3 protein-coding genes and 3 pseudogenes are annotated in these 6,058 nt (G+C 53.4%); 2 read left to right on the top strand and 4 right to left on the bottom strand.

The features are described from left to right. Nucleotides 1-113 precede the first annotated feature (113 nt). Together tnpB and tnpC are read left to right on the top strand one after the other, a co-directional pair. Nucleotides 114-469: pseudogene (gene tnpB, locus NKH05_RS32525) on the top strand (IS66 family insertion sequence element accessory protein TnpB). 69 nt (nt 470-538) lie between these two features. Beyond that, a pseudogene (tnpC, locus tag NKH05_RS32520) lies at nt 539-1,300 on the top strand (IS66 family transposase); the annotation flags it as partial. Between the two features lie 9 nt (nt 1,301-1,309). Here tnpC and NKH05_RS33275 read toward each other — a convergent pair. From NKH05_RS33275 to NKH05_RS32505, 4 genes and pseudogenes are all read right to left on the bottom strand, one after another. Next, nucleotides 1,310-1,478 (bottom strand): annotated as a pseudogene (locus tag NKH05_RS33275) (DUF6429 family protein); the annotation flags it as partial. 202 nt (nt 1,479-1,680) lie between these two features. Beyond that, on the bottom strand, nt 1,681-3,246 hold the full coding sequence (locus NKH05_RS32515) for a hypothetical protein (protein WP_353027057.1): 1,566 nt from the start codon (nt 3,244-3,246) through the stop codon (nt 1,681-1,683). Between the two features lie 87 nt (nt 3,247-3,333). Beyond that, nucleotides 3,334-4,026, bottom strand: coding sequence for an FkbM family methyltransferase (locus NKH05_RS32510; protein ID WP_353027056.1), 693 nt, complete (start codon nt 4,024-4,026; stop codon nt 3,334-3,336). 212 nt (nt 4,027-4,238) lie between these two features. After that, complete coding sequence (locus tag NKH05_RS32505; protein ID WP_353027055.1) at nt 4,239-5,519, bottom strand: lipopolysaccharide biosynthesis protein; 1,281 nt, start codon at nt 5,517-5,519, stop codon at nt 4,239-4,241. Nucleotides 5,520-6,058: the final 539 nt, after the last annotated feature.

The following is a 6,058-nucleotide window of genomic DNA, read 5'->3' as shown; positions in this document are numbered from 1 at the left end:
GTCCGCGACGCCGGCGTGATCGAGCTTGAGATCGACGGCATCGCCATGCGCGTTGGCCGTGGTGCCGATGCCAAGACGGTGGCTGCTGTAATTCACGCGCTGAAGGCAACAGCGTGATTGGCCCGACGGGTGCGGTCAAGGTCATGGTGGCGACGAAGCCGGTAGACTTCCGCAAGGGCGCGGAGGGGCTGGCCGCACTGGTGCGCGAGACGATGGGCGCCGATCCGTTCAGCGGCGCCGTCTACGTCTTCCGGGCGAAGCGGACGGATCGATCAAGCTGATCTTCTGGGATGGCACCGGCGTCTGCCTTTATGCCAAGCGTCTTGAGGACGGCGAGTTCCGCTGGCCGAAGGTGCAGGACGGGGTGATGCGGCTGATGGCCGCGCAACTCTCGGCGCTATTGGAAGGGCTGGACTGGCGGCGGGTCCACGAGGCACGCCAGACCCGCGTTCCAGCCCAGGCGGGCTGACCCGCGACGAAGTGAATCAGCCTGGATTCCGCTGTCGCGGGCTGTCGGCGAATATGGTCTGATCCGCTCATGGCGATGACGGCTGACCAGCTTCCCGACGATCCGGACGCGCTGAAGGCGATGGTCCTGGTACGCGACGTCGAGAATGCCCGCCTGATCCAGATCATCAAGGAATTGCAGCGTCACCGCTTCGGTCGCCGCGCCGAGACGCTTCCCGAGGATCAGTTGCTGCTGGGGCTCGAAGAGGCCGAGCAGATCGAGGCGGCCGGCGAGGAAGAGGCCGAGGGGGCCTCTCCGGACCAGCGACAGGCAAAGACTACCAAACGCCGGGCCAACCGGGGTGCCCTGCCGGCGATTCTTCCTCGTGTCAAGATGGTCGTCGACATCGAGGACCATGCCTGCCCGTGCTGCCGCAACGGCCTGCATCGGATCGGTGAGGACGTGAGCGAGCGGCTCGACATCGTTCCAGCGCAGCTGCGTGTGATCGTCGTGCGCCGGCCCAAATATGCCTGCCGCGCCTGTGAGGATGTGGTGGTTCAGGCTCCGGCGCCCGCCCGGCTGATCGAGGGTGGTCTTCCGACCGAGGCAACGGTCGCCCAGGTGCTGGTCTCAAAATATTCCGATCACCTTCCGCTCTATCGTCAGGCGCAGATCTACGCCCGGCAGGGCATCAATCTCGACCGGTCCACGCTCGCCGACTGGGTCGGCCGCGCCGCCTGGCATCTGCGTCCGGTGCACGAGCGGCTGCTTGGCAAGCTGAAGTCCTCGCCAAAACTCTTCGCCGACGAGACGACCGCGCCGGTGCTCGATCCGGGCCGCGGCAAGACGAAGCACCTGACAGAGCCACTGGCTTCGCCTTGCTGGATCGCGATCAGCTTCCTTCTGGTGCAAGCGATCCAGAGCATCGCAATCCGCCCCTTCCAGGCTTCCAGGCGCGCCTCTCTTCATGCAACGTCAGCCAAAGCAGGCCCAGAACGGCATCGTCGATCCTGTCGGTGTCGATCTCCATGGAAGCAGTCCAACACACGAAAGCGCCTCTGCCGCAGCCCACACCGGATGGTTACTCCGTGAAGGTCTCGGTGCAGTTAAGATTTATGGCGCCGGGGAACTTTCCAAGCAAACCTTCGGGCAGATGCTCGCCACGCTGGTCGGATCGCAACTGCTGCTCATTGTAGAATGCCCGGTCCAAAACGATGTTGCGCACAACATTTCTATCGGCCATAGCGCAGCTTGGAACGTGAGGAACTGTCCCTACCGAAGCACACGGTCCTAAACGCGAACAGGCCCAGAAATATGATCAATCCTTCGCGAAAAAATAAATCATAAACGCCTGAACCGAACAGAAAGTAAACGCTCAAAATTGCGGCAGCGACCTCATGGAAAGGGCTGATCATCGTAGCGACCCTATTGCCAAGGCTCAGCTTCACCACACGAACTATAACTACGAAAGTGACCGTAAAAGTGATCACCGCATACGCTGCAAAGAGCGTCAGATTACCGTGGCTGGCTACGAAATTCGTCCCGATTTGCGTCGCACCCATCGCACTATTCGCATTTGAAATCCCGGTAATCATCGACGTAAAAGCCATAAGAAAATCTTGCCCAAAAAAAGTCCGAAATCCGGATGTGAGGCTCTGTAAATTCATACTAACGACGATCAGCACGTACTCGACCCCAGACACCCGACCAATAAGGTCCGCAAAGGTTGATCCGTCATTAGCCGCCGGGGCGTTCAAAGCGAAATGAACGGCGTCAAGGCCGTGGTAACCCTGCAATATTGCGTAGCGGTAATAGTTAATATATTTATACCAATTCAAGATGGCATAGCCCAGTCCTGCTAACACTACTACAAAAGAGAGTGAAAGGCGTCTCTTTCTGATAGCGTAAGCAAAAAGTGGAACGACGAATATTACTTCATAGATCAGTGAGAACTTGGAACCGATTCCAAGATCGAGCGCGATGAAGGTGGCAATGAATGTTCCAGCAACGAATATGCCAAATTTGTACCGGTCTCGCACGACACAATACAGGTAAAGGTTGCATATAAAAAACAGGCAAAGCCGCACATAAAAAATTATGGCGCCGCCGATAAAAGGCGGCATAGCAGCGGGGTCCTTTCCAGGGATCCCCCATTGCAAAACGTAATGGAGAAACAATTTAGAAGCGAGCGATATCGCGATAATGGCGATCGCAAGCAGATTCTGAATGCGAATGGGGCCGAAAACGGTTTCGGAGTGCTGCTTTGAGTCCGAAACAAAATAAAGTATAACTATACTTACAGCAACGTATATCACAACCAGCCAGAGCGCCTCACCGAAACGAGGTCCTATCAGGTATTCCGCTACGTTCGACAGCATCGAGAAATCGTCTGGATATTCCAGCAAGTAGTATAGCTTGAACAAATATCCAAATACGAAATACGCATAGATGATTGTAAAATATGTGTATAATGGCTGCAGCTGCGAAATTCGATAAAATGCAAGGATCAGCAAGCCGGCAATGATCGTGAGCGGCAAAAACTCATATATAAGGACAATGTTGGAAACGTCCAAAAACGCATACACACACAACGCGTAACAAACTAGCACCAAGCCTGCTTCGACAAGAAAGATGGCACGGTTTCGGATTTTCGGCCTACTGGTTGGGCCATCAGTGCGCGAAAGACGATCGCCTGAGCTGGACGATATCAACTCGTCGACCTTTGGCGACATGGGTGGTGCAGCAATTTGTAACTGCTCGTAGAGATCGTCGAAGTTCGACTCGCGGCCGCTCACCATGGGATAGAAAGTCTCTCTACGCTGGTCTCGTACGACATCGCCATTTTCGCTGCCCGTCTAGATTGGGCTAAGCCCTGGTACACTGTTTCATCGCGACACGCCACGCCAGGCGGAAACGATCATACGATCGCGCACCACCGAGAATCCGAGGGAGGTAAGCCTAGCCAAGGTTTCGGCAAGGCGGGGTTCCCAGCGATCGACCTTGTGGCATTCGAAGACGATATTAGAAAACTTGTTGAGACAATCATCCGGAGTGATATCGAAGATGTCATACTCTGCGCCTTCGCAATCAACCTTGAGGAGGTCTACGCAGTCGAGATTGTTTGCAGCAAGAATCGCCGGAATTGTGGTGGCTGGAACGCGGCGCTGAACCGCGCCTTCATACCAAAATGATGAAACGTGAATTTCTCCGTGCTCTGAAGTCTCAACATTCAACAGAATCTCCGGGGAGTTACTGACAGCCATGTTAAAGGCTTCTATCTTGTCACCCAGGCCGTTATCAGCCACATTTTTCTTCAAAATAGTGTAGTTTTCCAAGGTCGGCTCGAAGACCAATACCCGTCGTGCTTTCAAAGTGTGGGCGGCATATAGTGCGAAGTCGCCTATGTAACCGCCGATATCGATAACGACTGGGTTCTTCGGAAGAATAACGTGCTTCAGATAGGGCTTCTGCACGAACATTTCATGAACGATTTTGGCGTCCCAGATATTATTTCGAATATTTATTGCGAGGCCATCTTGCGTCCTTATAGAAAGAAGCCCCTCGCCTTTCTGCTTCATTGCGACTCTTAGAAGGTTCGGGTTTAGAAACGCCGATTGAGCCTCTCTATCGTCCTTTCTGGCTTCAAGAAAACTCTGGAGTTTCCGTATTGGTTGAAAGATCTTCCTAGCCAACGAAGAGCTGCGCACTATATTACTCAGATTCCCTGCTTTCATTTCTCAAGCCTTTCTAAAACCATGACCAATCATGTCGACTTCCATCGAGTTTCAAGTCAAGAACCTCGGCGCGTGCCGAATACACGACCGAAGTACCTGAGGAGCGCGAATTGCATACCAACTGAGAACATATGGCCTATTGATAACCCCAATATCGCGCCAGCGAGTCCGAAAAACGGGACGCTGAGCCATGTCAAAAAGAACGAAATGAGCATCGAAGTCAGCACGACAATCAGATGAACGAGCGGCCGCTCCCGACTGGCAAAGACCTGACTCACGAACGACGCGGGGCCAAGAAATATCAACCAAGGCCCAAGCAGTACGGCATATCGAGTTAGCTGATTATATCCGTTAACAACGTAATTTTCGACCATAGCCGATAGCAACACGAATAACACCGTAAGAACAGCCGAAATTAGCGTGGCCTTCAGTAACGCTGGCCCAAGCTTGAAGTTGCTACCTTCGCTGGACGCGGCCAGAAATATACGAACGTTATAATACCTTAGGAGCTGTGCCTGAGCCACTTGGACAGAAGCTGAGAGCTGCAGGAGTATCCCGAAATACGCTACTGCTTTTATGTCTCCGCTATGCTCGATCAGAAAAATTTGCCCCCATATTAGAGCGGAAGATAGCAGTGCGATGATAGTGTATACTACCCTCATCATAACGGCGCTTGCGCGGTCCCCCCCCCGCACCTGCGAAAACACTGGCAGTGCAGCACGCCTCGAGAACGACGACAGGTATCCATACTGAATTAGCGTAAACAACCCCCTTGAGGCCGAAAGCGCGTAGAGTAGCCACATCCCAGCCTCGCCTAGGTATAGACATAAAATAATTACGGAAAATGTAAAAAATCTCTCCGCCGCAACAAAGGTGCTATGCACTCTAATTTTCCCGATGTAGTCAAATACTATCCGCTGATCCAAACCAACCATGCCGCCCCACACGAGGCCGCAAAAAACATATAACTGATTAGACGCACCTCTCATCCATACAAATGCAACAAACATCGCGGTCAGCGAGATATAACTCGCAATCTGAATTGACACTATCGATCTTATATGGCGAAAAGCCTCGTATTGCGATGCGGTCCGCCTAATCTCCGGGAGGAGTACTCGATCGTTCCCAGCGTTAGTGATCACCTGAGTTAGTGCCGCCAGTGCCAGACCATACATAAAGGCGCCGTAGGCGGCGACGTCGAGTATTTTAGCCAGAGCCAGCACAGACACGAACGAAAGCGCAGTGGCAGCGTACTGCAGTAAAACACTACCAAGGATATCAATTCGCTTGCTAAGATTGATTGCTAGGGAGTGGTTCATTCCGGAATCTTCGTTCACAATATTTTATTTCCGACTGGATCCCGTTTGCATATTTTGCTGATGTTAGTGATGGCTACCGGCGGAAGAGTTCCGACCCGATTTGCAGTATCAGATAAGGCTTTAGCACAACTGATTCCGTCCGAAGCCGCGATCTTTTTTGCTCGTCGTACGCAGGTCTGTTTTTGTTCGGCGCTCCGGTAGCCTGATTGAGCTGGCGTTTCAATCCCGATATTTTTCAGCACCCACTGGCCTTTTCCGTAGATTTTACACAATCACGTGGAGAACTTGAGCTAGTCGATGACCGCGGACGCGACGTACGAAACTCAGTCCCGCCCTCTTAAACGTCGCGGGCCCAACGGGCCATGCCCCCCGCAGCGGCATCCTTGTCAAGGCAAAATAGGTGACTGCCACGCCGCACGTGACAAGGGCAGCAGCCTCAATTGTCTGGGCTAGTTCCAGGCACGATGCCATCCCGAGCAGTTCCTACGGGGGATATGATCCAAGCCTCAGATAATTTGGCTTCGTCCCGCTGACCCAAGTCTGCCACTGCCGCAGCT

This window comes from Mesorhizobium sp. M1399, assembly GCF_040317735.1.
Classification (GTDB): Bacteria; Pseudomonadota; Alphaproteobacteria; order Rhizobiales; family Rhizobiaceae; genus Mesorhizobium.
This window is presented reverse-complemented; position numbering and strand designations above follow the sequence as displayed.